Below are 24,668 nucleotides of genomic sequence, written 5' to 3'. Positions count from 1 at the left end.
AAAGCGCCGGCGGCGTTTCCTGCGCTGCAGCATCTCCCTTAAGGGGACGGCCGGCGGCCGGAAATCGAATGTTGGACATGGTGGCGCGAGTGGCGAAGACTGGCGAGGCGACGGCGACGCTCCGGCACACCATGGTTGAGCGCCAGCTCCGTCCTTTCGACGTGACAGATGTTCCCTTGCTCCAGCGCTTCCTGGATGTTCCGCGCGAAGTTTTCCTTTCCGACTCGCTCTCGCCGCTCGCTTATTCGGATCTCGCGGTCGCCGTGAAATCCGCCGGCGGACGCAAGCGCAATCTGCTGCCGCCGCTCGTGCTGGCGCGCATGCTGCAAGCCGCGGACATCCAGGCGACCGACAAGGCGCTCGTGATCGGCGGCGCCGGCTATTCTGCGGCGCTGCTTGCCGGACTTGCCGGAAAAGTCGTCGCGCTCGAATGCGATCCCGATCTTTTGGCGCGCGCCAAGTCAGGACTCGATGCGATTGGCGGCGAAAACGTGCAATTGGAGCTGGGGCCGCTGGAAGCGGGCTGCCGCGCCTCTGCGCCTTACGACGTCATCATCGTCGAGGGCCATGCCGAGGCAGGCCTTGACGCATTGTTCGAGCAGCTGACGCCAGACGGGCGCCTTCTGGCCATCGTCACGCCGGAGCCGCGCGGCGGCCAGCAGGCCGTGCGTTTCGAGCGACAGGCCGGTCGCGCCGCGGGAGAGCGGCCGCTGTTCTCGGCTAACGCGCCGATTCTCGACGGTTTCGCCCAGGCGCCGGAATTCATTTTGTAGCGCCGCCAATTCGCCCAAATCATACTTAGCGTTGCGTTAGGCGTTCATCGTAGCGATTCACCTGCGGCGGAGCGGCCGGCGCGAGGACAGGTTGAAAAAATGGCGACTGACGGGCATGGCTATGGAGAGCGGCGATCGGCCAACTTCCTGTCTTGCGCGTCCGCCGCACTGGCGCTTGCATTCGTCGCCGTTGCGCCTGATCGCGCTTCGGCCGAAAGCCTGAAGTCGGCTCTCGCCCGCGCCTATTACGGCAATCCGGACCTCAACCAAAGCCGCGCCAATGTGCGCGTGCGGGACGAGGACGCGCCGAAAGCCAAGGCGGGACTCCGGCCAAAAGCGAGCATCACGGCCCAGTACGGCGCGCAATACGCCGCGGTTAGAATTCCCTTTGGCGTGCTTAGCAGTCAGCAATCTGGCGCGCAGTCTGGCGCGAGCGGCGATATCCAAGGCACTTACACTGGCTATCCGCGCGGCGCGACTTTGAACCTGTCGCAGACGCTGTTCGATGGCTTCCGGACCGAAAATTCGGTGCGTCAGGCGGAGTCCGGCGTGCTAGCGGCGCGATCCACGATGCGGCTGACCGAACAGGCGACGCTTCAGAACGGCGCGACCGCCTATATGAATGTGCTGCGCGACACAGCGGTCGTGTCGCTGCGCAAGAACAACATTACGGTGCTGGACGAGCAGCTCAAGCAGACGCGCGACCGTTTCCAGGTCGGCGAGGTGACGCGAACCGACGTCGCCCAGGCGGAGTCCTCGGTCGCTTTGGCGCGTACGGAATTTTACGCCGCGCAGGCGCAGCTCAAAAACAGCATGGCGAACTATCGCCAGATCATCGGCGCCGAGCCAAAACGTCTTGAGCCTGGGCGCAGCCTTGAGCCTTTGCTGCCAAAGTCGCTGGAAGCGGCGATCGCCGTCGCTCTCGTGGAACATCCCGGCGTGACGGCGGCGCTGTATCAGGTCGACGCGGCTGCGCTCGCGGTCAAGGTCGCCGAAGCTGCATTGATGCCGAATCTTTCGGTCACCGGGCAAGTTTCGAATCAATATGATTCATTTCTGGGACTGCCGGGCTCCAGGCAGTTCACCGCCGCAGCGTCAGGACAATTGAACGTGCCGCTCTATCAGGGCGGCTCAGAATACGCCTCAATCCGGCAGGCGAAGGAGCAACTTGGACAGGCGAGGCTCAACGCCGACGTTCAGCGCGATAGCGTGCGCGCCAGCGTCGTTTCGAGCTACGGACTGCTCGAGACCGCTAAGGCGTCGATCATCTCCGGCCAGGCGGCCGTCAAGGCCGCTGAGACGGCGCTCGCTGGGGTGCGCGAAGAAGCCAAGGTCGGTCAGCGCACGACCCTCGACGTATTGAATGCGCAGCAGGCGCTTCTGAACGCCAGAGTCAATCTCATAATTTCCCAGCGCGATCGGGTTGTCGCCTCCTATGCCGCATTGGGCTCGATCGGCCGCTTGTCGGCGCAAGAGCTCGACCTTGCCGTCGCGCTCTATGATCCGAATGTTCATCTCAATCAGGTGCAGGAAAAGTGGTTTGGTCTCGACACGCCCGACGGACGATAGAATTTTGCGAATGCGGATGACATCATAGAGCGAAACGTGTCGAATTCATTCAGGCCGAGTTGATTCGCCGTTTGGCGCAGTCGGAGATCCGGTCACCCCATGCGCGGCGGTTTCCGCGCAACCCGGCGGAATGTCATGAGCGCAGCGAACGCCTCCGCTTCTTCGCACACGTTTCAGGACGAAACGCGTGCGAACGAGCCGTCGATGGAGGAAATTCTGGCTTCCATCCGTCGCATCATCGCCGACGACGAGGGGATGCCGGGCGTGCGTCGCGACGTCCGCCGCCGCGCGCGCGCCGATATTGACGCGGCGTCCTCGGCGCGCGGCGCCTATTCGGCGCCCGTGCTCGAGCGCTTTAGCGACGAGACGCCGCGTTCGACCGCCGACGCATCTCGCAGCGAGAGGGACGACGCAGGGGCGCCTCGGCTGACTTATGGCGCGGACGATGCGAGGCCGGAGCTGGAGAAAGCATCGTCGGAAGCCAAGGAGCCGTCGGCACGCGAAAGCGTGATCGAGCGGCAAAGTCTCGACGTTAAGATCGCCGACCGGGCGTCCGGCCCGGATCGTCCGCTGCTGTCGCCCGAGTCGGCCGCGACGGTCGCATCGCAGTTTCGGGCCCTCGCGGCAGGCGTGGCGTTCAGCGAAAGCGACATTCTCGACCGATGCGCGCAGGACATGCTGCGGCCGATGGTGGAGAAATGGCTCAACGAGAATCTGCCTTCGCTCGTGGAACGGCTCGTGCGCGGCGAAATTGAGCGGATCACGCGGGCAGGAAGCCGCGTTCCGCCGTCAGCAACGAAATCCATTCAGCCTTAACGGCGCATAAACGCGTGAGAGCTAGAGTGGCGGTCATGCATCGCCTTCGAGTTCTGGTTCGCGCGCTTGTACTTCCGCTTTGCCTCTACACAGTGGCGGGCGTCACGGCGGCATATTTCGTCTGGCACGGGGTCAATGGCCAGCGGGGGCTGAAGACCGGCGAGGAATATGAGCAAAAGCTCGAACAGCTACGTCTCGAGCGCAATATCCTCAAGCTTCAACGCATGCTTTGGGAAAGCCGTCTGGCGCTCATCAAAGGCCAGACGGTCGACGCCGACATTCTGGATGAAGAGGTGCGCAAGCGGCTGGGGCGCGCCCACAAGAACGACGTTGTGATATTTCTGCCGCCTTCGAACCCGCCCTAAACCAAACGGAGCCGGAAACGCGCCTGCAGGAAGGGTTGTCCCGCGCAATCGACGAGTTCGCGCGCGATCAGGTCTTCAAGATGTGCGAGGGCGGTCATCGCCGCAGCGGGATGGAGGCGCTTGTCAACGCCCTCGTAAATATGCGCCACGATTTCGGCGATCGTTTCGTCCCCCGCTTCGAGCCGCTGGAGAATCGCGGCTTCGCGCGCGCGCCGATGATGAATCAACGCGCGCAGAAAGCGGGGGGGATCGCGCACCGGCTCGCCGTGCGCGGGCCAATAAATGTGGTCATCTCGTCTGCGCAGCCGCTCGACCGAAGTCAGGTAGTCGCGCATTGAGCCGTCGGGCGGCGCAATCACGGTTGTCGCCCAGGCCATGACATGGTCGCCCGTGAAGAGCGCCTGCTCTTCGGCAAGCGCGAAGCAGAGATGGTTTGCGGTGTGACCTGGGGTCGCCAGGGCCAGGAGCGAAATGTCGCCGACCGGGAGCGCGTCGCCGTCTTTCAGCACAATATCCGGCGCATAGGCGAGATCATGGACGGCGTCGAGATTGGGGCCGCCAACGCTTGCCGAATCGCAGGGCGCGTAGGGCGCGCATCCGGCGATCGTGGCGCCGGTCGCTTCCTTTAGGAGGCGAGCCGCCGGTGAGTGGTCGCGATGCGTATGAGTGACCAGCACATAGCGCAGTCTTTCGCCGCCAATCGCGGCAAGCAGCGCTTCGATATGACGCGGATCGTCAGGCCCGGGGTCGATGATCGCCACGTCGCCCGATCCGACGATGTAGCTGCAGGTACCTGTAAAGGTGAAGGGGCCGGGATTAGGAGCGAGCGCGCGCCGCGTCAGCGGCGAGACCTGCGCTGCAGCGGCTCGGGTAGTTTCTGCGCGAATGACCGGGCCCTCGCTGCGGCAGAGCGACCGCAAGCCATCTTAGGGCGTAAGACGATGTCACGAAAGAGCGGCGCGGCGATGGAGAATCCCACCGCCGCAATCCGCAGATTACATCGGGAAAAGCGAGTTCTGGCGCTGCAGCTCTGACTGGATGGCGTAGCCCGATTTGCCCCCGTAAGTTACCTTGCACCACACGGTCTCGCCCCATCCGTAAACACATGCGCCCTGGTTGACCGTTTGATTTTCGGGAATCATCCCAATGATTTTATAATTGACGCCAGGGCCCCTGTAGATTGCAACGTCATTATTGGTGACGACCGGCGCGACGAGGACATTATTTCCCTGCGTGCCGAGCACGCCCGCCGCCACGAAGCCGTGAACGGCGCCGGCCTGAATTTCGCACCAGCCGCGCTTCCAGCCTGCGCCGCAGTCGATCACCGTTACGTCAGTGCCGGCCGGCAAGCTCGCGATGACGCGCCATTTCGGGCCGGGACCGGACCTGACATTGGCGGGACTGGTCACCGGATTGGCGAACGCGGCGCTCCCGAACAGAACGGCGGCTGCTGCGGCGAAGCCAAGAACTTTATTCATTTTTTCCTCCCAGTTGAAAACTTGGCCTTATCAGGGCGAGGCTTTGGCTTTGAGGAGTAACGAAAACGAAACCAAACGGTTCCGCCCAAGGCCAAAATCCCAAGGCGATTCTGATATTCCCACGCTTCGATATAGCAAAGGCAGCGCCGGGAGCGCCAGAAGCAGTTCGATTTAAGGTTATTCGCTATGGCGCAGCTCGCGAAAAGCTTCACGCCGAGCGCGTGCTAAACTATTGGAATTTATCACGTCATCTGCGTTTGAGCGATTCCGCGTGAACGCGGCATGCTCGGGCGATAGAGAAGAGCCGCGATTTCCACAAAAAAAGCGGCTTCGCCTTCAACGAAGACCAAGCCGCCCAGTTTTTCACGCGCGAAACTCAAAAACACGCACGCTCCGAGCCGGACCCCACTCTGCATGTGGCGCCCGGCGCGAACTCCTCCTCAGTCGAACACCGCGCCGAGCGCGACGCCGAGCAGACCCACGACGACCGCCGCCGGCAGCACGGCGTAGCCGCCGAGCAGCAGCGCGCCGATCACGCCGCCGATCGCCGCCGCGACGGCGCCGCCAACGATTTTGCCGGTGTGGCTCTCAGCCTTTTCGGTCGCCGAACCGTCGGCGTTCTGCATCGCCTCTTTCGACATGGAATCCTCCCGCGACATCGAGTGACCGCCGCATCGACGGGTCGGTAGCAAAGTCATGTGAGGGCGTGATGAGAGTTTCGTGAAAACGCCGTCATCGCGGCGCCATCATAGGTTCATCGCGGCGACAGCGACGCGCCGCCGGCGCAAGCGATTTTTAAACTCACGTCTGAGCGCGCGAATGACGAAGCCTTAGGGCGCCCCGCCGCGCACGACCAGCACCGAACATTGTGCGTGATTGACGATCGTCGTGGCGTTGGAGCCGATGAGAAACCGATCCATGCCGGGCCGATGCGAGCACAAAACGATAAGATCGGCGCCCCATTCCTCAGCTTCGGCCAGAACCCTTTGGTAGACCGGCCCAAACAGCACGATGGTGGACACGCGTTCCGGCGCGCAGTCGATCTTGGAGGCGACCGCCGCGATCTCCTTCTCGAGTCCTTGACGCATCTGTAGATCGAAATTCTCGGGCACATAATCGAGAAAAGCGATCGGCAGGAGCGACTGCACGTTGACGAGCCGCAGTTCGCTGTCGAAGGGTTTCGCCAATGCTTGCGCAACGGCGACCGCGCGGTCGGTCATCGCGGATTCAGTGATATCGATCGGCAGAAGAATTTTGCGATACATCGGCGCGCTCCGGAGCGATTCTCCTTCCGGATATGGCGCAGTCTCCCTTCGAAACAATCGATAAGAATTGAGTTTCGGATCGGCCAGCGCGCGTCTCGTTCAGTCATTTGCATGTGATCGGCGAGCGACCTGAGACATGGGTCGCGGCGACCGGCGCGCTAGTTTGGACAAGCTATAGGCGCGACCAAATCATTGCGGCTGCAGGCGCGCCAATCGCCGGGGACCAGCGGCGCATGCTCGGGAGGCGCGGCGACCTTGTCTTTCGCTGTCCCCGCGCCAAAAAGTCGGGTCTGCGACGCCCAAGACGCGACGACCCCGGCGAACACAATAGGCGAGATTTGGCGAGACGATTCTGGTGGAGCTGGGGGGATTCGAACCCCCGACCTCTGCAGTGCGATTGCAGCGCTCTCCCATCTGAGCTACAGCCCCGCTCCGGCGCGTGGGGTACACGGGGGGCGATATCCTGTCAATCGAATGCTGTGCGCTTAAGCGCGCCGGACTTGGACGCCGTTCAGGATTGCCGTAGCGCGACGGGGAGGCTAGACAGTCGGCAGCCTCATTCCCCTGGAAGTCCGGTCATGTCCTACGCTGTGGTCAAACTCCTTCTCACGATCATCGACATTTACTGGTGGATTCTGCTCGCCACGGTGGTCATCTCCTGGCTCATCGCCTTCGACGTCATCAATATGCGCTCGAACGCCGCCTATTCGATCTGGAAATGGCTGAACGCCGTTACTGAGCCGCTGCTCGGCCCCATCCGCGCGGTGCTGCCGAGCGTCGGCGGCCTCGACATTTCTCCGCTTATCCTGCTGCTGCTCATGCAATTTCTGCGCAATCTCATTGTCAGCAGCGCCGGCGCCTACACGCTTGAGTAAAGGAGGCGGGGAGAAAGCTTCTTCCCCTTGGGTTGCAGAGTCGGAAGGCGTCGCCCTTTACGTGCGGCTGACGCCAAAGGGCGGACGAGACGCGCTTGACGGCGTGGAGTCTCTCGCCGATGGCCGCAGCGTGTTGAAGGCGCGGGTGCGCGCCGCGCCGGAAAACGGACGGGCGAATGAAGCGTTGATCGCGCTGATCGCCGCCGCGTTGCGCGTCCCCAAAAGCGCGGTGACGATCCGCGCCGGCGCGACAAGCCGGGTCAAGACAGTTTTCATCGCGGGCGCGCCCGCGGCTTATCTCGACGCGCTGGCGAGGCTGGCGCCAACAAGCGGTTAGGACATGAGCAAGTCGAAGATCAACGTCGGCAATTTTTTCGAAGACTTCAAAATCGGCCAGATTATCCGTCACGCCGCGCCGCGTACGGTCACGGTGGGCGAGGTTGCGCTCTATACGGCGCTTTATCTGCCGCGCTTCGCCGTCCAGTCGTCGACAGCCTTCGCGCAGGCGATCGGCTATGAGCGCGCGCCGATCGACGATCTCTTGGTCTTTCATCTCGTGCTCGGTAAGACCGTGCCGGACGTTTCCCTCAACGCCATCGCCAATCTCGGCTATGCGGACTTCAAATTTCTCGTGCCTGTCTATCCTGGCGACACGCTGTCAGCGACTTCCGAGGTCATCGGCCTTAAGGAAAATTCGAATAAGGAGACGGGCGTCGTCTATGTGCGCACGTCCGGCGCCAACCAGCGCGGCGAAACCGTGCTGAGCTATGCGCGATGGGTCATGGTGAAGAAACGCGACAAGGACGCGCCCGTAGGACCGGACATCGTTCCCGATCTGCCGAAGTCCGTCGCGCCGTCGGAACTCGGCAAGGCGGCGCCGCCGATCAATGTCGCCGCCTATGACACGGCGCTCGCCGGTTCGCCCTATATCTGGGGCGATTACGAAAAGGGCGAGAAGATCGACCATATCGACGGCATGACGGTCGAGGAGGCGGAACACCAGCTGGCGACGCGGCTCTATCAGAACAACTCAAAAGTTCATTTCAATCAGTATTATGAGTCGCAGGGCCGGTTCGGCAAACGCATCATTTACGGTGGCCACGTCATATCGCTTGCCCGCGCCCTGTCCTTCAATGGGCTCGAAAACGTCTTCCATATCTCAGCCGTGAACGGCGGGCGCCACGTCAATCCGCTGTTTGCCGGAGGGACGGTCTTCGCCTGGTCGGAAGTGCTGGACAAGGTGGAGATTCCCGGGCGCGCCGATATCGGCGCGCTGCGCCTGCGGCTCGTCGCGGCGAAGGACAGGCCCTGCGCGGAATTTCCGCTCCAGGGCGCCGACGGCAAGCCCGACCCGGCGGTGTTGCTCGATCTCGATTATTGGGGCGTGCTGCCGCGGTGAATCAGCTATAATGCGCGGTCCTATCAGCGATCTGGGGGGATTGGTCGAATGAAGAAAACTTTGCTTTTTGCGCTCTCGTTCAGCATGGCCATTGCGGTCGCGCAGCCGGTCGTCGCCCAGACGCCCGCGCCGGAACCTAAGCTCTCCGTGCCCTTGGAAGCATTGCCGCGCTATGGTTCGCTCGTATCCGCCTGGTACAAAAAGCCAGTCTACGACACCAACGAGAAGAAAGTCGGCGTGATCAGCGACATGTTGTTTTCCGGCGGCGAGATCGACGCGGTCATGCTCGATGTCGGCGGCTTTCTCGGCATCGGCGCCAAGCATGTCGCGATTCCGGCGAACGACATCACGGTCACCGAAAAGAACAACAAGACTTGGCTGACCATCAACACGACGAAGGACATCGTGAAGAAGGCGACCGGCTACAAATATAACGCGAAGGAACACGCCTGGAAGAAAATGTAGGGAACGGCCGAGCGAGATTTTCGCTCAAGCCGCGCCGGGTCATGCCCTTTGGCAAGAGGATTTTTTCATGTTGAAACGCACCGCCTTCGCAGCATCATTCGCCCTTGTCGCCTTCGCGCCCTTGCCGGCCGGCGCGCAAAAGCCCGAAACCGAAACCATGGTCATCGTTCCGCTTGAACGGCTGCCGGTCTATGGTTCGGTGGTCTCTGCGTGGTACAAGCAACCAGTTTACGACGCCAATGAAAAGAAGCTCGGCACGATCGCCGACATGCTGTTTTCCGCCGACGGGTCCATCAATGCGGTGATGCTGAATGTCGGCGGCTTTCTGGGAATCGGCGTGAAGCACATCGCCATTCCGGTTTCCGCGATCACCATCACCCAGAAGAACAACAAGACCTGGCTGACGCTGAACACGACCAAAGAGCTGCTCAAGAAGGCCGTCGCTTACAAGTTTGATAAGGCCACGGGACTGTGGGATCCGATCTGATCGCCACCCGTCAGAATCGCTCGCGTCATTCCCGACGCGCGTAACGCGCGATCGAGAATCCAGAGTAAAATCAGCATTCTTGGATTGGATCCGGATTCCCGGTCAGGCCTGCGGCCTGCCGGGAATGTCAGCCGCAGCGAACAGATTAACCGGAATTCCTCTTAAATTTGCGCCGGCAGCTTGTCCTCATCGGCAAGGTTTGAGAAGCGTGTCACTTCCGCCTCGAAGGCGAGTTGCACCGTTCCGGTCGGTCCGTGACGCTGCTTGCCGATGATCGCTTCGGCGCGGCCATGGGCGCGCTCCATCTCCGCCATCCATTGAATATGTTCTTCGGTGCCTTCGCGCGGCTCGCGATTGCGCAGATAATATTCCTCGCGAAACACAAACATGACGACGTCGGCGTCCTGCTCGATCGAACCTGACTCGCGCAAATCGGACAGTTGCGGGCGCTTATCATCGCGGCTCTCGACCTGACGCGAGAGCTGCGACAAAGCGATGATCGGCACGTTCAATTCCTTGGCGAGCGCCTTCAGGCCGGTGGTGATTTCGGTCAGCTCCTGCACGCGATTGTCATTGCGAGAACGCGAGCCGGCAAGCAATTGCAGATAGTCGACGACGAGAAGGTCGAGGCCTTTTTGGCGTTTCAGGCGCCGCGCCCGCGCCGTCAGCTGTGCGATCGAGATGCCGCCGCTCTGGTCGATATAGAAGGGGATGCTCTGCATGTGGCGTGCGGCGTCGGCGATGCGGCGAAAATCGTCTTCATTGATGTCGCCGCGCCGGATTTTATAGCTCGCCACGCCCGACTGTTCGGCGATGACGCGGGTCGCCAGCTGTTCGGCGGACATTTCCAAAGAGAAGAAGCCGACGATCCCGCCATTGACGGTTTTATGCGATCCGTCTGGTTCGGTTTCGAATTGATAGGCGTTCGCGACATTGAAGGCGATGTTGGTGGCAAGCGCCGTCTTGCCCATGCCGGGACGCCCGGCGACGATGATGAGGTCGGATTTCTGCAGACCGCCCATCTTGTCGTCGAGATCGAGAAGGCCGGTGGCGATGCCGGAGAGATGGCCGTCGCGCATATAGGCGCTGCTCGCCATATCGAGCGCGGTGGTGAGCGCATCGGCGAAGCGCTGAAAGCCGCCGTCATAACGGCCGGTCTCGGCGATCGAATAGAGCTGCCGTTCGGCCTCCTCGATCTGCGCGCGCGGCGGCGAGTCGATCGGCGAATCATAGGCGGTGTTGACGATGTCCTGGCCGATGACGATGAGCTCGCGGCGGACGGCGAGGTCATGCACGGTGCGGCCATAGTCTTCTGCGTTGATGATCGTCGTCGCTTCTGCGGCGAGCCTGGCGAGATAGGCCTGGATCGTCACGCCGGCCGGAAGCTCGATGTCGGCGAGGAACGTTTTCAGCGTTACGACGGTCGCGAGCTTGCCGGCGCGAATGAGCTGCGCCGCGACCTCATAGATGCGGCGATGCAGCTCTTCCGAGAAATGTTCGGGCTTTAAAAAGTCCGACACGCGGTCGAACGCGTCATTGTTGACGAGAATGGCGCCGAGCAGCGCCTGCTCGGCCTCGATATTGTGCGGCGGCGCGCGATAGGCGGGCGCTTCAGGCTGCGCGATCTGAATCGCGCGCCGGCCCGCCAATTGTTCGATTGGCGGCATGGAACTTTTTGACGTTGCGAGTGTGCGCCCCTCAACTCCGAACGCGACGCGCGAGTCGTAAAGGCTCGATCAACGATACATTAAAATGCGCGCGCCGCCACCGAGTTTTCGTGGCGCTGCGGTTCGACGCCGGGTTGCGAGTCCTTTGCACATTCGTCCACACCGCAAAAAAAGAATCTTCGCTTGTCGCCCGCGTCGCTCTTGCGTCGTCCGAATCGACGGATGATACGGCGTCCATTTGAACGGCTCGGATTTGTCATTCCCGACGCGCGCTTTGCGCGCGATCGGGAATCCAGAGCAAGACCAGCGTTTTTGGATTGGCTCTGGATTCCCGGTCAAGTCTTCGGCCTGCCGGGAATGACTAGGTCGAAGCGAACGGAGCAGGCGGCATTCGCATGAAACGAAAACGGCGGCCGAGACGGCCGCCGTATGAATTGAAATAAGCCTGACGCCTTCTTACAGCTCGACGTCGCCGGCTTCGGCCAGCGCCGCGCCGACTTCGAGGCCGAGATCGTCCATCGACGTCTCTTCCTTGAGGGTGACGCTCTCGCCGCGCGCCTGACGTTCGGCTTCTTCGTCCGAGCGGGCGATGTTCATCATGATGCTCACGTCGACTTCCGGATGCAGATGCACGGGGATCGAATGCAGCCCGAGCGCCTTGATCGGATGCACCAGGACGATCTGATTGCGATTGACCGAGAAACCGCCGGCGGTGGCCGCCTCGGCGATATCGCGCGCCGACACCGAGCCGTAGAGCTGACCGCTCTCGCCCGCTTGGCGAATGATGATGAAGCTCTGGCCGTTCAGCTTCTCGGCGACGGCTTCGGCCTCTTTCTTCGCTTCGAGGTTGCGCGCTTCGATCTGAGCCCGCTGCGTCTCGAAATGCTTCTTGTTGTTTTCCGTCGCCCGCAGCGCCTTGCCGCGCGCCAGCAGGAAATTGCGGGCGTAGCCGTCGCGCACCCGTACGGTGTCGCCCATCTGGCCGAGCTTGGCCACGCGTTCAAGCAGAATGACGTCCATCTGTCTTATTTCTCCAGGATTGCGGGCTATGTCGAGAAAAACCGGGCGAAAGTCAATCCGGTTTTTGCATCGCGGCCGGCCCGGCGTCGGCCCGTCGGGCCCGATAGTTGAAGATGAGGTCGGCCAATCCGAGCGCGGTGAAAATGAGGATCGGCCAGCCCAGGAAGCCGAGCGTGAAATAGATAATCGCAAGGACAAGGGCGCTCGAGCGCGAACCGCGCAGGAAAATATGCGCGACGGCCAGTCCCTGGAAGGCGAGAAGCAGTCCCGTGGTCGTCGCGAGCACCAATCCGATCGGTCCCGCGACGCCTTCGAAGAAGGTGAGCGCGATCCCGCCCAGGAAAAGGCCGCCGACCGCCTTCGGAACTCGGAATTCCCGGGCGATATCCGGCCAGGGACGGCCAAGCAGCTTGGAGGCTTCGGCGATTCTGGCGGCGAGCCACAGATTGACGACGTGGATCAGGAGGCCATAGCCGGCGAGAAAGGCTGGAATGGCGCGCGCCACCGAGCCGGAAAGCGCCGTCGGGTCGATCTTGTCGCCAAGATCGCGCTCCTTGACCATGAGGTCGAGCAGGATGAAGACGCGCGCCCGGATCGGGTTCAGCGCCTCATCGAGCGAGCCGAAGATGACGCTTGCGACAATCAGCCAGAAAATGATCGCCGTCGCCAGAAAGATCGCCGGCGCGAGCGCCGCCCAGCCCGGCAGATTGCTGGTCAACCTGTCCCGGCCGCTGCGCGGCGCGCCAGACGCCGCGTAGGCGGCGGACCAGGCCGGCGCCGCAATCAGAAGGGCATAGGCCATGCCGATCACGGGGTTCGGCCAAAAGGACAAGATCACTGAGGCGAGGATCGCCGCTGTCGCGCCATGGATGAGACCGAAGGCGAAGGCGACGATCATGATCGGCAGAGGCGCAAGATGCGCCAGAAGCAGTCCGCCAATGCCGCCCCGCACGACCACGGCGAAGATCACGGCCGCCGCGACGCCGCCGAGAACCGACACGGCAAAATTCGGCCAGGAGATGACGCTCTTGTCAGACACGGGCGATTGGGCTTTCGGGTTGAGGTGGCCGGGCGCGAAAAGGGCGGGCGCGCCAAAAGCGCCGGAAGGCCAAGCCTTCGGGGCGCGCTTGGTTTTAGGCCTCAAGGGCCGGAAGGGCAAGTCTTGGAGCGTCTCCCTCGGAGCGTTTCCCTCGGAGCGTTTCCTTCGGAGCGCTTCTTTGGCCGGTTCTTTAGGCGGCTCCGTTCTCCGCCGAGCATCGAAATGATATCATGGCGCAAAGGAGCCAGTCATGCCCTCCGCTTTGACGAAAGCCGCCGAAGGCTACCTCCGCCGCGCCTTTACGGTCGATGAGATCATCGCCATGCAGGACGCCGGGATCATCTCGGAAGAAGAAAATTTCGAATTGATCGAGGGGGAGATCGTCCCGATGGGGCCGAAATATTCGGCGCGTGAGCGCATCAAGTCGAAGATGGTCATGGCGCTTTCGCGGGCATGCCCCTCTTCACTGATCGTAGGGATTGAAACATCGATCTTCCTCTCGTCGAACACCTTCGTCGAACCCGACATTTCGCTTTATCCCGAGCGCCTTCGTTCGCAAGAAGTGCGCGGCCCCAACGTGCTGCTCGCGATCGAGGTCGCGGCGTCGAGCCTCGCCTATGATCTCGATCTCAAGGCGAAGCTCTACGCGCGTCACGGCGTGCAGGACTATTGGGTCGTCGACGCCAATGAGCGATTGGCTTTTATTCACAGGGGACCGAGCGAAACCGGCTGGGCGAGCGTGACGCGCAAAGGACCAGAAGAGACGCTGAGTTGCGCAATGGCTCCCGAATTCAATTATCGCTTGGCCGATGCCTGAGATCGACTTCGATCAAGCGCCTGGCGACGCGCGCAATGCCGTCGACGATGCGCGGCGGTCGGCGATCGGCCGCGAGCCTAAACTTCCATTTCGCTTCTCAGCTGAATTGTTGCGTATTTGCCACAACATGCCGCGAAGTCGCGATGACCGCGAACTGAACGTTGCATTCATAGAGGTTATGGCTAAGCTTTAGCCTTGTTCGAGTTTAGCGCCACCGAGTTTATCGAAGCATAGATCGTTAAATACGGGCTTCCGATGAATAAAAGACTTCTCTCTGTTGCGACAGGCGCTGTCGTTATCTTAGCGGTCGTTCCCCAGCCACGCCGCTGATCCTGCAATCCTGAAAGGGCCGCCAATCTTAGCCGCCTCCGGCGTCAACTGGAGCGGCGTTTACGGCGGCGTCAATTTCGGCGTCGCGAAGGGCTACAAGTATTGGAGCGGGCCGACAGGCCCCGTCTTGCTGGCGGCGCCGCGCTTTCCGGCGCAGGGCGATCAGAACGGCATATTCGGCGGCGCGACGGCCGGTTACAATCATCAGATCGGCGCCTGGGTGTTTGGTCTGGAATCGGACGTCTCTTTCGCCTCTAATTACGGCAACGCCGTGTGCGGCGGCGCTTGGGGTTTTGGCGGCGCCGGGTGGAACTGCCAGGCGACGACAGACATCTTGGCGAGCTTCGCCCCTCGCGCGGGCTATGCGGTCAGTAACGCGCTGTTATATGTCAAAGGCGGTCTCGCATACGCTCACGGCAATTACGCCGCCGCGGCGCTTCCTGCGCCATTCGTCTTTGCGCATGTCGCAGCTTCCTCGGACCGGTGGGGTTGGACGATCGGTTCTGGCGTTGAATACGCCCTCGGCGGCCCCTGGTCGGCAAAAGCCGAGTACGATTACTATAATTTCGCGTCTCGGAATTGGGGCGTCGCAAATGTCAGCCAGGACGAGCATCTCGTAAAGTTCGGCGTGAACTATCGCGATGCCGTCATCGCGAGTGGCGACGCCTCAGCGCCGGCGTCGATGTTCGCGAGCGAGTTTTCCGGAGAATTCGGTGGCCGCGTCGGTTACACGACTGGGCGCTTTGACTTCGACCTTTGGGATCCGATCGTTCCTTATCAGCACAATTCGCGACTGGACTGGATTGACCAGAGCGGCATCGCGCTCGAAGGATTCGGCCGGGTCGACCACGTCTCCGGCATATTCGCAAAGGGCATGATCGGCGGCAACGCCCTCTTCGGCGACCACATGCATGATGAGGACTACCCGCCTGGGGAAATTCCCTACTCCAACACTTACAGCACGACCAGGAACGGCAACGGAATGTATGGGACGGCGGACCTCGGCTGGGCCTATCGCGGCCCGGGCTGGAGACTCGGCGGCTTCCTGGGCTATTGGCACAATGAGCAACAGCTTCACGCCTATGGCTGCACTCAGCTCTATCTGAGCGGCATTTGCCGACCCTCTGAGTTGGTGCCGTCCCAGATGAACATTCTCAGCCGGTTCAATAGCTGGAATGCGATGCGGATTGGCGTGGCTGCTGATTATAATGTTACGGATCGACTGAAGGTCTCTGTGGACCTCGCCTATATGCCGAGAGCCATCTTCGGCGGCCATGACAACCATTGGGCGCGATCGGATATCAATCCGCTGTCCGACACTAGCGCCGGCTATGGCTATCAGTTCGAAGGCGTCGCTTCATATCGCGTGACCGAGCGGCTCAGCGTCGGCGTCGGGGCGCGCTATTGGTATGCGGCCGCCACTGGTCATACCCAGTTTCCTTTCTTCCCATTTTCGCCGACGAAGTATGTCAGCGAGCGCACGACGGTATTCGTGCAGACCTCCTACGCTTTTGGAGAGGTTAGCTCGCCGCCGGTCGTCGCGAAATACTGATCGAGACGACGCCGGGCAGCTACGCAAGCCGGTCTTCGTGGGTCGGCTTTTTGATTTTGCGCTACGTCCAACCAGATTGGAGGGGTTATAGCTCGCGCAGCTCAGGCCCCGGCCTGCGCGAGAGAACGCGCCAGGTTCCGGCGAGTCCGAGCGCGATGGTGACGACGAGCGTCGCGAGCGTGATCAGCGCCGCCGTCGCGGGCGGAAAAATGAAGTCCACCTTCATCAAGATCGTGGTCATGGCGTAGGCGGCGCCGGCGCCGGCGGCGAGCGCGATCAGCGAGGCGGCGAGACCGACGAGGCCGAACTCCAGCGCGTAGGCGGCCGCGAGCCAGGGGCGGGCGGCGCCGAGCGTTTTCAGCACGACCGCGTCATGCAGTCGCGCGCGCTGGCCGCTCGCCAGGGCGCTCGCCAGCGCCAGGACCGCCGTGACGATGGCGAGTCCCGCCGCGGCGCGCGCGGCGAGCGCCAATTGGCCGGCGATCTTGTCGACCGCCGCCAGCGCGTCCTTGACCCGCACCGAGACGACGTTCGGGAAGCGCTTCGCCGTCTCTCGAATGAGGCGCGAATCCTTGGCGTCGCGCGCCGCGACCGACGGCGCGCCATAAGCGACGGTGAAAAGCTCGGTGTAAGGCGCGCCGGCGAAGGCGTTCGGCGAAAACACCATCACGAAATTGATCGCGTAGCTGCGCCAGTCGACTTTGCGCAGGCTGGCGATTTGCGCCGTGATCTCCCGGCCGAGCACATTGACTCGGATCGTGTCGCCGATCCGCAGCCCCATGCCCTCGGCGATCCTCTGTTCCAGAGAGACGAGCGGCGGACCGGCGTAATCCGCCGGCCACCACTCGCCTTCGGCAAGCGTGGAATTCGACGGAACCGCGGCGGAGAAGGTCACGCCGCGGTCGCCTTCGAGCGCCCATTTGGCGTCATCGGCGACGGCGATCCTGTCGACCGGCGTATCTTTCACGGCGACGATGCGGCCACGCATCATCGGCACATGTTCGATACGCGCGCCGGGCGCTTCAGCCAAAACGAAATCGGCGAAGGCTTGGGTCTGCGCCCTGGGAATGTCGATGAAGAAGAAATTGGGAATTTCCCCGGCTTCGGCGCGCGCCAGCTCATTATGAATGGCGCCTTCGACGAGCGCCAGCGCGACGAGCAGGGTCTGTGTGAGGCCGATGGAAATCATCAGCGCCGGCGTCAGGCTCTTCGGCCGCCAGATATTGGCGAGCGCGAACCGCAGTCGCGCGTCACGCAGGCGGGGCAGGGCGCGCGCCGCCCGCATGACGATCCACGCCGCGCCGCGCAGCAAAACGAAGGCCGCGACCGAGGCGGCGACATAGGCGGCGCCGAGCTTCATGTCGAAGGACGTCGCCATGACCAGCGCGGCAAGGGCGATCGCGGCCGCCCCCGCGCCGGCGCGATAGCGCTTAAGGGTCGCGCCCCTGGGATCATCGCGCAGCAGCGCCGCGACGGGCGTTTCATGGGCGCGCCCGAGCGGAACCAGCGCGAAAATGAGAACGACGAGAAAGCCGTAAAGCGCGCCGAAAAAAGCGCCGCGCGCGTCGAGGGCGGCGGATATGGGCAGGTCGGCGAGGTCGCGCAGCGCCTGCGCGCCCGCCCAGGGAATGAGCGCGCCGATCGTCAGCCCGATCAAGATCGCGAAGCACGCCGCCGCCAGAATCTGAGCGAGGGCGATTCCGAAGACGCGCGAGCCTTCCGCGCCGAGCGCCTTCAGAATCGCGAATTGCGCGCGCTTGCGCTCGACGAAGCCTTGTACGGCGTTGGCGACGCCCGCGCCGCCGGCGACGAGCGCGGTGAGCGCGACGAGGGTCAGCAATTGCGCGAAACGGTCGAGATTGCGCGAAAATTGCGGGGAGACGGCATCGCGCCGGCGTTTTTCCCATCCCGCCAGCGGAAAGACGCTTTCGGCGTCTTCGGAAAAGGCCTTCACATCCGCGTCGCTCGCTTCGCCTTTGAGCGTCACTCGGACGACATTTCTGAAGATCGAGCCCGGCGAGACCAGTTGCGCGCCCGTAAGGGCGGCGCGCGTCATCATCACACGCGGGCCGAAGCCGATTCCGCCGGAGAGCTTGTCAGGTTCGCTGCGCAGCATCGCCCGCAGCATGAAGCGCGAAACGCCGATCGTCACGGTGTCGCCGAGCCTGGCGTCGAAGCGGGCGAGCAGCATCGGGTCGACCGCGACGCCGGGAACGCCGCCCCGTTCCGCCAGCGCCTCCGCCAACGGCACGTCGGGTTCAAGCGCGACCGCCCCGAAAGCGGGATAGGTAGCGGGATCGACGGCCTTGATTTCCACCAGCGCCGCTTCGCCGTCGTCGCGACTCGCCATCGCCCGCATCAGCGAAATTTCCGACAGCTTTCCGCGCGCCTCGAAAAACGCACGCTGCTCGGACGAAAACTCCCTGGAAACGAGGCTGAAGGAGGCATCGCCGCCCAATATCGTCCGGCCCTCGCGCGCGAGCCCCTCCGCGAGCGAGCGGGAGAGGCCGGAGACGCCGGAAATCGCGGCGACGCCGATCGCGATGCAGGCGATGAAGACGCCAAAGCCGCGCGGATCGCCCAAGAGGTCGCGGAGCGCGAAGCGCAGCGAGAAGGGCAGGGCGGCGAAGCGCAAACCCCTCATGACGCCGCCGGCTCGCGCGCCTCGATCCGCCCCGAGCGCAGCAGCACGCGCCGGCTGCAGCGCGCCGCGAGCGCCGGGTCATGGGTGACGAGCACCAGCGTCGCGCCGCGGCGCCTTTGCTGCGCAAAAATAAGATCGATCACTGCGGCGCCGGTCTCGGAATCGAGATTGCCGGTAGGCTCGTCCGCCGCGAGGATGAGCGGGTCGGGAGCGAGCGCTCTTGCGAGCGCGACCCTTTGCTGCTCGCCGCCCGAAAGCTGCGCCGGATAATGGGACAGGCGTTCGGCGAGCCCGACCGCCACAAGCTCGGCCTCGGCGCGCTCGAAAGCGTCTGATTTTCCCGCCAATTCCAGCGGAACAGCGACGTTTTCGAGCGCCGTCATGGTTGGGATCAGCTGGAAAGACTGGAAGACGATTCCTATGTTTTCTCCTCGGAAACGCGCCAGCGCGTCCTCCGAAAGCGCGCCCAGATCGCGCCCGTCGATCCTGACGCTGCCGGCGTCGGGCCGCTCCAATCCGGCGAGGGTCATGAGCAAAGTCGATTTGCCCGAGCCGGAGGGACCCAGAAGAGCGACGGTCTCGCCCTGCGTCACGGCCAAGCTGATATTCTTGAGCACATGCACGCGGGCGGCGCCTTCGCCAAGCGTGAGATCGACGCCTTCAACTTCGATAACCTCTTGCCGCACGGAGCAAAACCTTGATTGATGCGCCGTCTTCGACGCCCTTGGTCCGGTCGCCTTATGGCGCTTTCCGCTATCTTCTCCAAGCGGCGCTCGCCGCATTGGCGCTACTCGCGCTCGCCCTTGCGCCGGCGCGGGCTCAGCCGATTAGAATTCTGGCGTTTGGCGACAGTCTGACGGCGGGCGCCGGAATCGCCGCCGAGGATTCGCTGCCGGCGCAGCTCAAGAGGCGCTTGAGCGCAGATGGGTTCGACGTCGAAGTCGTGCAAGGCGGCGTGTCAGGCGACACGACGACGACCGGGCTCGCGCGCCTCGACTATACGCTGGGCGCCGGGCCGTTCGACATCGCCGTGGTCGAACTGGGCGCCAACGACATGCTGAACGGGCACGACCCGAAGACGACGCGCGCCAATCTCGATCAAATTCTTGCCGTATTGCAGCAAAAAGGCGTTCGTCCGATCCTGACGGCCATGGCGTCGAGCACGAATCACGGGCAAGCTTACAAGCGGGATTTCGATTCGATTTATCCGGATCTTGCCGCCAAACATCAGGCGCCGCTGGTGCCCTTCATCCTGGAAGGCGTCTGGGGCAAGCCGGCGTTGCTCATCTGGGACGGCGTTCATCCGAATGCGGCCGGCGTGACGAAGATCGTGAATAAGCTTGCGCCCTATGTCGAAAAAACGCTCGTCTCTATGGGGGCGAGAAAGAGTTCGCGCGCGCAATGAGGCGGCGCGATCCCGCTCGGGGAGATTGTCATGCCCAGACTGTTCACGGCCTTGGAGATTCCCCGACAGATCGCTGAGAGCCTGGCGCGGCTGCGCGGCGGCGTCCCCGGCGCCCGTTGGATCGACGTTGAGAATTATCACGTTACCTTGCGCTTCATCGGGGATGTGGACGACGCTTTCGCGCGCGATGCGGCGAATGCGCTCTCCTTCATCCGACGCCCGGAAGTAACGGTGACCTTCGACCAGCTGAGCTCCTTCGGCGGGGACAAGCCGCGCGCCATCGTCGCGCGCGCAAGGCAGGAGCCGGCGCTCATTGAGATGCAGGCGGAGCAGGAGCGGCTGTTGCGTCGGCTCGGCGCGCCGCCCGAGCCGCGCAAATTCATCCCGCATGTCACGCTGGCGCGGCTGCGCGGCGCCAGCGCGGGCGCCGTCGCCGCCTATCTCGGAACGCGCGGCTATTTCCCGCCGCTGCGCTTCACCGCCGAGCGCTTCGTGCTTTATTCGTCGCGCGATTCAGTCGGCGGCGGTCCCTATATCGTCGAGGCCGAATATCCGCTGAGCGCGGCGCCGCAGGCGCTGACGGGAACGGCCGGCGGTTAAGGCGCGGCGAACGCGTTACCGCATCGCGAGCTTGCGGCCTTCCTTACGGCCGAAGAGCTCGTAATGGGCGAGGGGATTCATCCCTTTCTGCGCCACGTCAGGATTTTGTCGCAGATATCCGTCCGTCGAGAAAAACGGACCAGGATCGTGGCCCTCTTTGGCGCCGTGGAGCAGATAATGCATCGCGGCGTCGCCCGAAAAGCTGAGGCGTTCGGCATAGAAGACCGGATCGAAAAGGACCGAGCTTCTGACGGCGATATAAGGTTTGACGAGCTTCACGTCGCGTCTGCGTAACAGTAATTCGAAAGCTCTCGCCATCGCCAGGGCGCGGCCGATGCGCGAACGCGCGTAACGCTGCGACATGTTCTCGAAAATTTGAGCGATGCGCTCGGCCTCGAGGACATTCGCCTCATCGACGATGATTTGCTCAAGGATTTGCTGGCGATCGGCGTAATGCGCGGCGGTCTGCTGCGGCGAGAAGGTTTTGTAAGAGTCGAGGCGCAAATGCGCATAGAACCCGCCTTGCACTTTGTCGTCGATCACTTCCTCGACGATGAAAGGCGAGAGGCCGAGAAAATAAGCGTCGGTCAAAAGCAGTCTGAAGCTGTTCGGCGTGAAGGCGGAGCAATGAACGTCGAAATAGGCTTCGTCCTTTTCCGATCGCTTTCGAGACCAATCGTCGAACGCTTCGCGCAGGTTCCGTTCGGCGACAAAGCTGAGGGAAGCGGCGGACGCGTCGTCGCCGGCGCCTCGCGCGATCATGCTGACCTGCTCGAATATCTGCGCGTAGGTCGGACGCGTCCTCTCCTCGAAGAAGGCCTCGATCCAGGCGGTCAGGCTGGTGCGCGGCCGATAGAAATCGAGGCAGCCGCTCTTGTCGGGAACCACGATCGAGAGAAAGCCGCCGGTCTTGAGCACGCGCCCGCAGCCCTGCAGAAATTTGATTGGATTGGGAAGATGCTCGAAATTATTGGCGGAGATGATGTAATCGAAGGGCTCGGTCTCGCCGGCGCCGCGGCATAAGTCGTCGATGCGCATGGCGTCGCCGACGAGATCGACGGATTCGACCTGAGCCGCCTGTTCGCGCGTGAGAAAAGGGTCGGCGGCGGCGCGACGCCCGATGGTCTCCGTGTCGAAAACATCGAGATAGAGGCAATTGTAGCCGTCGCGCTTTGCGGCGAGGGGTGAGAAATAAGGGCCGAGTTCGATTCCCCTGGCGCCTTTCGCGGCATGTTTGAGAATCTCGCTTTTGCGGCTCATGTCCTGCTCAATCGCTTTCGCGGCGAAACTCATCAGCACGCAAGGGCCGCGGCTGTGCGCTAGCCTGACGAAGCGCAAGGACCGGTCAAGTTTCCGGCGCTTCCTTCACCGTCCGCGCGGGCGCCGCCTTGGCGCGGCCCTTTTCGACGATCGTCGCGAGCGACGGATCTTTCGCCACCGCCTCCTCGATCAGCCGGTTTGACGTTTCCTCAATGTCGCTCGTCAGCCGATCGAAAAAATCGTGCATCTCCATGCCCGGCGCGATGAGCGGCAAGAATTCGATCACCGCCGTTCCTGGCCGAACGATAAAAGACCGTCGCGGCCAAAAAAGACCGGAATTCACCGCGACCGGCAACACCGGCGTATCCGTCGCGGCGTAAAGCTGAGCGACGCCGAACCTGTAGTGTGGCGGCGCGCCGGCCGGACGGCGCGTGCCTTCAGGGAAAATGAAGAGCTGACGCCCCTGAGTGAAAATCTTTTTCGCCTTGGCGATCAGCTGCGGCAGGAGCTTGCCGCCCTTGGCGCGATCGATGGCGATCTGCTCGGCGGCCAGGAGATACCAGCCAAAGAAAGGCAGCCAGATCAGCTCATGCTTCAAAATATAGCTGAAGTCGGGAAAGCGGATCGGCAGAACGAATGTCTCCCAGATCGACTGATGCTTGCAGGCGACGATCACCGCACCTTTCGGAATGTTCTCGAGCCCGCGCCAGTCGATCTTTAGCCCGCAGATTTTGTCGAGCAGCCAGAGAGTCGTGCGCCCCCAGGTGCGTCCGAGCTCCTGATTGATCTGCCGGCGCATCGGCATCGCCGGCAGCCAGATGATCATGATGGCGAACATGTTCAGGAAGAACAGGATCTGAAAAACGAGCGAGCGCAGGACGAGCATGGCGAGATCGGGGCGAAGAGGCGTCGCGGGCCTTTTAAGGCGCCAGGGCGCGCCGAAACAAGGCTTATCGCGGTCGCGCCGACGCGGATCAGCTCCTGGCCTGTCGATCCGACCGCCGTCGCCTGTCATTTGCCTTCGGCCTGAATGATGCTAAGAGCACCCGCCAACCCCTGACGGCGCAGGCCGTCACATAACCCTCCACGGCTGACGCTTTCGCGCCGCCGCGCAAAGGAGTTGGCGCCAATGGCCATATCGCCCGTCACGTTGACCGAAGCGCTCACCTTCGATGACGTGCTGCTGCGGCCCGGCCATTCGAGGGTGATGCCTTCGGGTGTCGACGTCACCACGCGCCTGACCCGCGAAATATCGCTCAATCTGCCAATCGTTTCGGCCGCCATGGACACCGTCACCGAGGCGCGTCTCGCCATCGCCATGGCGCAGGCGGGCGGCATCGGCGTCATCCATCAGAACCTGTCGCCCGCCGCGCAGGCGGCGGAAGTGCGCAAGGTCAAGCGCTACGAAAGCGGCATGGTGATCGACCCGATCACCATTTTCCCCGACGAAACGCTCGCCGATGCGCTCGCCCTGATGGCCGGCCATGGCATTTCGGGAATTCCGGTCGTGGAACGCGCCGGCGACGGCGCCAAGGGCAGACTTGTCGGCATTCTCACCAATCGCGACGTGCGCTTCGCCCAGGACCGCAGCCAGCCGGTGGCCGAGCTGATGACGAAAAAGCTCGTCACTGTCCGCGAAGGCGTCGGGCAGGCGGAGGCGCAACGTCTGCTCCACGAACATCGCATCGAGAAGCTCCTTGTCGTCGACGAAGACTATCACTGCGTCGGACTGGTCACGGTCAAGGACATCGAGAAGGCGACGCTTCACCCTTACGCCTGCAAGGATCATGAAGGGCGATTGCGCGTCGCCGCGGCCTCGACCGTCGGCGATCATGGCTTCGAGCGCGCGCTTCAACTCATCGATGCCGGCGTCGATTGCGTGGTGATCGATACCGCGCATGGTCATTCGCAGGCGGTGATCGATCAGGTGGCGCGGGTGAAGAAATCCTCGAACAAAGTGTCGATCATTGCCGGCAACATCGCCACCGCCGAAGCGGCCAAGGCGCTGATCGACGCCGGCGCCGACGCGATCAAGGTGGGCATCGGCCCAGGCTCGATCTGCACGACGCGGATCGTCGCGGGCGTCGGCGTGCCGCAGCTCACCGCAATCATGGAAGTCGCTGAACAGGCGCGCAAAGCCGACGTGCCGGTCATCGGCGACGGCGGCGTCAAATATTCGGGCGATCTTGCGAAGGCGATCGCGGCGGGCGCCGATGTCGTGATGATCGGCTCACTCTTCGCCGGCGCAGAGGAATCGCCCGGCGAGGTGTTTTTATATCAGGGCCGCTCGTTCAAGGCCTATCGCGGCATGGGATCAGTGGGCGCGATGACCGCAGGATCGGCGACGCGCTATTTTCAGGGCGATGTGAAGGAGCAGCTCAAACTCGTGCCCGAGGGCATCGAGGGGCAGGTGCCCTATCGCGGCCCGATCGCGCCGATTCTTTATCAGTTGGCGGGGGGGCTGCGCGCGGCGATGGGCTATGTCGGCGCGCCGACAATCAAGGAGTTTCAAGAGCGCGCGCAATTCGTGCGGATCACCAATGCCGGATTGCGCGAAAGCCATGTCCATGACGTCGCGATCACGCGCGAAAGCCCGAACTATCCGACAGGCGTGTGACACGCGCAAAAAAGGGCCGCGCAACGGCCCCTAAGGCATGGGAGAAAAGTGAAGGAGGAAACTCTGGTTTGCAATAGGGCCTGAAAACTGAGCGTGAAATAGTCGCCCGTGAAGAACGCGATTTAAGCGGCGATTAGTCGGCGATTTGAGGCGTTGGCGTCGTCGAGGACGCTCAGGAACAAGGCCCACAGAAGCGCCAGCCATGCGAGCAGGCGGCGGAAGTTG

At 62.7% G+C, this 24,668-nt stretch carries 26 protein-coding genes and 1 tRNA gene; 15 read left to right on the top strand and 12 right to left on the bottom strand.

Annotation, left to right across the window (positions count from 1 at the left end; genetic code table 11):
* The first annotated feature begins 68 nt into the window (after positions 1 to 68).
* The 4 genes from AB7I51_RS07025 to AB7I51_RS07010 all read left to right on the top strand — a co-directional run bounded on the left by AB7I51_RS07025 (position 69) and on the right by AB7I51_RS07010 (position 3,523).
* Entirely contained in the window at positions 69 to 773 is a 705-nt protein-coding gene (locus AB7I51_RS07025) for a protein-L-isoaspartate O-methyltransferase family protein (protein WP_428403565.1), read from the top strand.
* Positions 774 to 872: 99 nt separating this feature from the next.
* Complete coding sequence (locus AB7I51_RS07020; protein ID WP_428403564.1) at positions 873 to 2,342, top strand: TolC family outer membrane protein; 1,470 nt, start codon at positions 873 to 875, stop codon at positions 2,340 to 2,342.
* A 135-nt stretch (positions 2,343 to 2,477) separates the two neighbouring features.
* Positions 2,478 to 3,158 carry a PopZ family protein gene (locus AB7I51_RS07015; RefSeq protein WP_428403563.1) on the top strand — a complete coding sequence of 227 codons (681 nt, stop codon included), beginning with the start codon at positions 2,478 to 2,480 and terminating at the stop codon, positions 3,156 to 3,158.
* 35 nt (positions 3,159 to 3,193) lie between these two features.
* Entirely contained in the window at positions 3,194 to 3,523 is a 330-nt protein-coding gene (locus AB7I51_RS07010; protein WP_428403562.1) for an FtsB family cell division protein, read from the top strand.
* On the opposite strand, the gene AB7I51_RS07005 is transcribed toward AB7I51_RS07010, so the two are convergent.
* From AB7I51_RS07005 to AB7I51_RS06985, 5 genes are all read right to left on the bottom strand, one after another.
* A complete protein-coding gene (locus AB7I51_RS07005) occupies positions 3,520 to 4,443 on the bottom strand; it encodes an MBL fold metallo-hydrolase (protein ID WP_428403561.1) in 924 nt (307 codons plus the stop codon). The two genes, AB7I51_RS07010 and AB7I51_RS07005, sit on opposite strands and share 4 nt — an antisense overlap.
* A 75-nt stretch (positions 4,444 to 4,518) precedes the next feature.
* Entirely contained in the window at positions 4,519 to 5,001 is a 483-nt protein-coding gene (locus tag AB7I51_RS07000) for an SH3 domain-containing protein (protein WP_428403560.1), read from the bottom strand.
* A 440-nt stretch (positions 5,002 to 5,441) separates the two neighbouring features.
* A complete protein-coding gene (locus AB7I51_RS06995) occupies positions 5,442 to 5,642 on the bottom strand; it encodes a hypothetical protein (RefSeq protein WP_428403559.1) in 201 nt (66 codons plus the stop codon).
* A 189-nt stretch (positions 5,643 to 5,831) separates the two neighbouring features.
* Positions 5,832 to 6,266 (bottom strand): universal stress protein, encoded by a 435-nt coding sequence (locus AB7I51_RS06990; protein ID WP_428403558.1) that lies wholly within the window; start codon positions 6,264 to 6,266, stop codon positions 5,832 to 5,834.
* A 353-nt stretch (positions 6,267 to 6,619) separates the two neighbouring features.
* Positions 6,620 to 6,695: transfer RNA gene (locus tag AB7I51_RS06985), tRNA-Ala, on the bottom strand.
* 149 nt (positions 6,696 to 6,844) lie between these two features.
* Here AB7I51_RS06985 and AB7I51_RS06980 point away from each other — a divergent pair.
* The 5 genes from AB7I51_RS06980 to AB7I51_RS06960 all read left to right on the top strand — a co-directional run bounded on the left by AB7I51_RS06980 (position 6,845) and on the right by AB7I51_RS06960 (position 9,492).
* Positions 6,845 to 7,141: a YggT family protein gene (locus AB7I51_RS06980; RefSeq protein WP_428403557.1), complete on the top strand. Its 297-nt coding sequence runs from the start codon at positions 6,845 to 6,847 to the stop codon at positions 7,139 to 7,141.
* A complete protein-coding gene (locus AB7I51_RS06975) occupies positions 7,134 to 7,478 on the top strand; it encodes a DUF167 family protein (protein WP_428403556.1) in 345 nt (114 codons plus the stop codon). Before AB7I51_RS06980 ends, AB7I51_RS06975 begins: the two co-directional genes overlap by 8 nt.
* 3 nt (positions 7,479 to 7,481) lie before the next feature.
* Complete coding sequence (locus tag AB7I51_RS06970; RefSeq protein WP_428403555.1) at positions 7,482 to 8,540, top strand: MaoC family dehydratase; 1,059 nt, start codon at positions 7,482 to 7,484, stop codon at positions 8,538 to 8,540.
* Between the two features lie 48 nt (positions 8,541 to 8,588).
* On the top strand, positions 8,589 to 9,005 hold the full coding sequence (locus AB7I51_RS06965; RefSeq protein ID WP_428403554.1) for a PRC-barrel domain-containing protein: 417 nt from the start codon (positions 8,589 to 8,591) through the stop codon (positions 9,003 to 9,005).
* Between the two features lie 67 nt (positions 9,006 to 9,072).
* Positions 9,073 to 9,492: a PRC-barrel domain-containing protein gene (locus tag AB7I51_RS06960; protein WP_428403553.1), complete on the top strand. Its 420-nt coding sequence runs from the start codon at positions 9,073 to 9,075 to the stop codon at positions 9,490 to 9,492.
* A gap of 161 nt (positions 9,493 to 9,653) precedes the next feature.
* Here the strand turns inward: AB7I51_RS06960 and AB7I51_RS06955 are convergent, their stop codons facing one another.
* From AB7I51_RS06955 to AB7I51_RS06945, 3 genes are all read right to left on the bottom strand, one after another.
* Positions 9,654 to 11,159 carry a replicative DNA helicase gene (locus tag AB7I51_RS06955; RefSeq protein WP_428403552.1) on the bottom strand — a complete coding sequence of 502 codons (1,506 nt, stop codon included), beginning with the start codon at positions 11,157 to 11,159 and terminating at the stop codon, positions 9,654 to 9,656.
* 456 nt (positions 11,160 to 11,615) lie between these two features.
* A complete protein-coding gene (gene rplI, locus AB7I51_RS06950; RefSeq protein ID WP_428403551.1) occupies positions 11,616 to 12,179 on the bottom strand; it encodes a 50S ribosomal protein L9 in 564 nt (187 codons plus the stop codon).
* 52 nt (positions 12,180 to 12,231) lie between these two features.
* The gene (locus tag AB7I51_RS06945) at positions 12,232 to 13,218 is read right to left on the bottom strand and encodes a DUF2232 domain-containing protein (RefSeq protein ID WP_428403550.1); all 987 of its coding nucleotides are present in this window, start codon (positions 13,216 to 13,218) and stop codon (positions 12,232 to 12,234) included.
* Between the two features lie 250 nt (positions 13,219 to 13,468).
* On the opposite strand from AB7I51_RS06945, the gene AB7I51_RS06940 reads away from it, so the two are divergent.
* From AB7I51_RS06940 to AB7I51_RS06930, 3 genes are all read left to right on the top strand, one after another.
* Positions 13,469 to 14,035 carry a Uma2 family endonuclease gene (locus AB7I51_RS06940; RefSeq protein ID WP_428403549.1) on the top strand — a complete coding sequence of 189 codons (567 nt, stop codon included), beginning with the start codon at positions 13,469 to 13,471 and terminating at the stop codon, positions 14,033 to 14,035.
* Positions 14,028 to 14,228: a hypothetical protein gene (locus AB7I51_RS06935; protein WP_428403548.1), complete on the top strand. Its 201-nt coding sequence runs from the start codon at positions 14,028 to 14,030 to the stop codon at positions 14,226 to 14,228. The genes AB7I51_RS06940 and AB7I51_RS06935 overlap by 8 nt, the downstream gene beginning before the upstream one ends.
* A gap of 144 nt (positions 14,229 to 14,372) precedes the next feature.
* Positions 14,373 to 15,917, top strand: a complete 1,545-nt coding sequence (locus tag AB7I51_RS06930) for an outer membrane beta-barrel protein (RefSeq protein WP_428403594.1) — start codon at positions 14,373 to 14,375, stop codon at positions 15,915 to 15,917.
* A gap of 85 nt (positions 15,918 to 16,002) precedes the next feature.
* Here AB7I51_RS06930 and AB7I51_RS06925 read toward each other — a convergent pair whose 3' ends face one another.
* Both AB7I51_RS06925 and AB7I51_RS06920 read right to left on the bottom strand, forming a co-directional pair.
* Positions 16,003 to 18,561: an ABC transporter permease gene (locus AB7I51_RS06925; RefSeq protein ID WP_428403547.1), complete on the bottom strand. Its 2,559-nt coding sequence runs from the start codon at positions 18,559 to 18,561 to the stop codon at positions 16,003 to 16,005.
* Positions 18,558 to 19,247 carry an ABC transporter ATP-binding protein gene (locus AB7I51_RS06920; RefSeq protein ID WP_428403546.1) on the bottom strand — a complete coding sequence of 230 codons (690 nt, stop codon included), beginning with the start codon at positions 19,245 to 19,247 and terminating at the stop codon, positions 18,558 to 18,560. The genes AB7I51_RS06925 and AB7I51_RS06920 overlap by 4 nt, the downstream gene beginning before the upstream one ends.
* A gap of 11 nt (positions 19,248 to 19,258) precedes the next feature.
* Between AB7I51_RS06920 and AB7I51_RS06915 the strand changes: the two genes are divergently transcribed.
* Together AB7I51_RS06915 and thpR are read left to right on the top strand one after the other, a co-directional pair.
* Entirely contained in the window at positions 19,259 to 19,966 is a 708-nt protein-coding gene (locus AB7I51_RS06915) for an arylesterase (RefSeq protein ID WP_428403545.1), read from the top strand.
* A 30-nt stretch (positions 19,967 to 19,996) separates the two neighbouring features.
* Positions 19,997 to 20,566 carry an RNA 2',3'-cyclic phosphodiesterase gene (thpR, locus tag AB7I51_RS06910; protein ID WP_428403544.1) on the top strand — a complete coding sequence of 190 codons (570 nt, stop codon included), beginning with the start codon at positions 19,997 to 19,999 and terminating at the stop codon, positions 20,564 to 20,566.
* A 15-nt stretch (positions 20,567 to 20,581) separates the two neighbouring features.
* Here thpR and AB7I51_RS06905 read toward each other — a convergent pair whose 3' ends face one another.
* Together AB7I51_RS06905 and AB7I51_RS06900 are read right to left on the bottom strand one after the other, a co-directional pair.
* Complete coding sequence (locus AB7I51_RS06905; RefSeq protein ID WP_428403543.1) at positions 20,582 to 21,826, bottom strand: class I SAM-dependent methyltransferase; 1,245 nt, start codon at positions 21,824 to 21,826, stop codon at positions 20,582 to 20,584.
* 85 nt (positions 21,827 to 21,911) lie between these two features.
* Positions 21,912 to 22,712 carry a lysophospholipid acyltransferase family protein gene (locus tag AB7I51_RS06900; protein WP_428403542.1) on the bottom strand — a complete coding sequence of 267 codons (801 nt, stop codon included), beginning with the start codon at positions 22,710 to 22,712 and terminating at the stop codon, positions 21,912 to 21,914.
* Positions 22,713 to 22,955: 243 nt separating this feature from the next.
* Between AB7I51_RS06900 and guaB the strand changes: the two genes are divergently transcribed.
* Complete coding sequence (guaB, locus tag AB7I51_RS06895) at positions 22,956 to 24,443, top strand: IMP dehydrogenase (protein ID WP_428403541.1); 1,488 nt, start codon at positions 22,956 to 22,958, stop codon at positions 24,441 to 24,443.
* Positions 24,444 to 24,668: the final 225 nt, after the last annotated feature.

This window comes from Methylocystis sp. (assembly GCF_050246715.1).
GTDB lineage: Bacteria > Pseudomonadota > Alphaproteobacteria > Rhizobiales > Beijerinckiaceae > Methylocystis.
Note: the sequence above shows the minus strand (reverse complement) of the source record. Positions and strands in the feature narration are given on the sequence as shown.

Coding starts and splice junctions, on each gene's coding strand:
- AB7I51_RS06935 (WP_428403548.1), top strand. CDS start 14,028: ATGCCTGAGATCGACTTCGATCAAGCGCCTGGCGACGCGCGCAATGCC.
- AB7I51_RS07015 (WP_428403563.1), top strand. CDS start 2,478: ATGAGCGCAGCGAACGCCTCCGCTTCTTCGCACACGTTTCAGGACGAA.
- AB7I51_RS06970 (WP_428403555.1), top strand. CDS start 7,482: ATGAGCAAGTCGAAGATCAACGTCGGCAATTTTTTCGAAGACTTCAAA.
- AB7I51_RS06965 (WP_428403554.1), top strand. CDS start 8,589: ATGAAGAAAACTTTGCTTTTTGCGCTCTCGTTCAGCATGGCCATTGCG.
- AB7I51_RS06990 (WP_428403558.1), bottom strand. CDS start 6,266: ATGTATCGCAAAATTCTTCTGCCGATCGATATCACTGAATCCGCGATG.
- AB7I51_RS06905 (WP_428403543.1), bottom strand. CDS start 21,826: ATGAGCCGCAAAAGCGAGATTCTCAAACATGCCGCGAAAGGCGCCAGG.
- AB7I51_RS07020 (WP_428403564.1), top strand. CDS start 873: ATGGCGACTGACGGGCATGGCTATGGAGAGCGGCGATCGGCCAACTTC.
- rplI (WP_428403551.1), bottom strand. CDS start 12,179: ATGGACGTCATTCTGCTTGAACGCGTGGCCAAGCTCGGCCAGATGGGC.
- AB7I51_RS07000 (WP_428403560.1), bottom strand. CDS start 5,001: ATGAATAAAGTTCTTGGCTTCGCCGCAGCAGCCGCCGTTCTGTTCGGG.
- AB7I51_RS06980 (WP_428403557.1), top strand. CDS start 6,845: ATGTCCTACGCTGTGGTCAAACTCCTTCTCACGATCATCGACATTTAC.
- AB7I51_RS06925 (WP_428403547.1), bottom strand. CDS start 18,561: ATGAGGGGTTTGCGCTTCGCCGCCCTGCCCTTCTCGCTGCGCTTCGCG.
- AB7I51_RS07025 (WP_428403565.1), top strand. CDS start 69: ATGTTGGACATGGTGGCGCGAGTGGCGAAGACTGGCGAGGCGACGGCG.
- AB7I51_RS06960 (WP_428403553.1), top strand. CDS start 9,073: ATGTTGAAACGCACCGCCTTCGCAGCATCATTCGCCCTTGTCGCCTTC.
- AB7I51_RS06940 (WP_428403549.1), top strand. CDS start 13,469: ATGCCCTCCGCTTTGACGAAAGCCGCCGAAGGCTACCTCCGCCGCGCC.
- AB7I51_RS06995 (WP_428403559.1), bottom strand. CDS start 5,642: ATGTCGAAAGAGGCGATGCAGAACGCCGACGGTTCGGCGACCGAAAAG.
- thpR (WP_428403544.1), top strand. CDS start 19,997: ATGCCCAGACTGTTCACGGCCTTGGAGATTCCCCGACAGATCGCTGAG.
- AB7I51_RS07010 (WP_428403562.1), top strand. CDS start 3,194: ATGCATCGCCTTCGAGTTCTGGTTCGCGCGCTTGTACTTCCGCTTTGC.
- AB7I51_RS06955 (WP_428403552.1), bottom strand. CDS start 11,159: ATGCCGCCAATCGAACAATTGGCGGGCCGGCGCGCGATTCAGATCGCG.
- AB7I51_RS06900 (WP_428403542.1), bottom strand. CDS start 22,712: ATGCTCGTCCTGCGCTCGCTCGTTTTTCAGATCCTGTTCTTCCTGAAC.
- guaB (WP_428403541.1), top strand. CDS start 22,956: ATGGCCATATCGCCCGTCACGTTGACCGAAGCGCTCACCTTCGATGAC.